Origin of the sequence: Mesorhizobium sp. M7A.F.Ca.CA.002.05.1.1, from assembly GCF_003998335.1 — a bacterium.
In the GTDB taxonomy this organism is placed as follows: Bacteria; Pseudomonadota; Alphaproteobacteria; order Rhizobiales; family Rhizobiaceae; genus Mesorhizobium.
Map to the genome: position 1 here is coordinate 1 of NZ_RZQI01001415.1, position 910 is coordinate 910.

Sequence of the window (910 nt, forward strand, 5' to 3'; positions counted from 1 at the left end):
GTCGAGCAGCTTCAGGATCTCGCGGATTTCGGATGCTTTCATGCGCGACGCGCGCGAAGCCAACAGATTCATAAGGGTCACGACACGCCTCCCCAAACGCTGCAATATAGGTCAACTTGGCTGACCTATATCCCCTCTTGGCCGCGAATTGAAGTGTGCCTGAACGATTTCCCGAATGCGCCAGCGCGGGCGCACTGCTCGAACGCCGCGAGCAGTTCCACAAAAAATGTGCAGCGGTTTCCGTCCGCCTAAAGGCTCTTCTTGTAGCCGAGATGGCTGCCGGTGAAGCCGAGGCTTTCGTAGAAACGGTGCGCGTCCGCCCGCCCCTTGTCGGTGGTCAGTTGGACGAGGCTGCAGCCCCGCGCCCGGCACGCGTCGATCGCCCATACGATCATCTGCCTGCCGATGCCGTCCGAGCGCCTGTGGCCGGCAACCCGAACCGCCTCGATCTGGCCGCGCCAGGCGCCTTTGCGCGAGAGCCCGGCAAGGAAAGAAATCTGCAAGGTACCGATCACTTCGGCCCCGTCGACAGTCACCGCCAGCAGCTGATTGGGATCGGCGTCGATGGCGTTGAAAGCATCGACATAGCCTTGGGCCAGCGGCATGGAAGCGTCCTCGCGGCCGGCGCCAAGCGGATCGTCGGCCAGCATGGCGATGATGTCAGGCAGGTCGGAGGCCTGCGCACGGCGGAAGGTGATCATGGTGTCGAGATATCGCGAGGCACTGGTGGCCGCAAGATTTGAATATGCTCTCCACCGGGCGCTGGTGCCGCCCCTCATCTGCCTGCCGGCATCTTCTCCCCGTATAGTGACGGGGAGAAGGACGCTGTGTCAGATGATTTCGCCAAATCGCCAGCGTCGCAGAAAAAGCGCCAACGTGGCGGCCGGCCCCTTTCTCCCCGTCACTATAC

At 62.4% G+C, this 910-nt stretch carries 2 protein-coding genes; one reads left to right on the plus strand and one right to left on the minus strand.

Annotated features, from left to right (window positions below):
* Positions 1–252 (plus strand): hypothetical protein (locus EN939_RS38755; RefSeq protein WP_206528451.1); only part of this gene is annotated, 252 nt, incomplete at its 5' end.
* Here the strand turns inward: EN939_RS38755 and EN939_RS35990 are convergent.
* Positions 249–701: a GNAT family N-acetyltransferase gene (locus EN939_RS35990; protein ID WP_127272036.1), complete on the minus strand. Its 453-nt coding sequence runs from the start codon at positions 699–701 to the stop codon at positions 249–251. The genes EN939_RS38755 and EN939_RS35990 overlap by 4 nt on opposite strands.
* Between the last annotated feature and the right edge of the window lie 209 nt (positions 702–910).

What these genes read in the sequence shown, in the direction of transcription:
- EN939_RS35990 (WP_127272036.1), bottom strand. Translation starts at nt 701, where the DNA reads ATGATCACCTTCCGCCGTGCGCAGGCCTCCGACCTGCCTGACATCATC.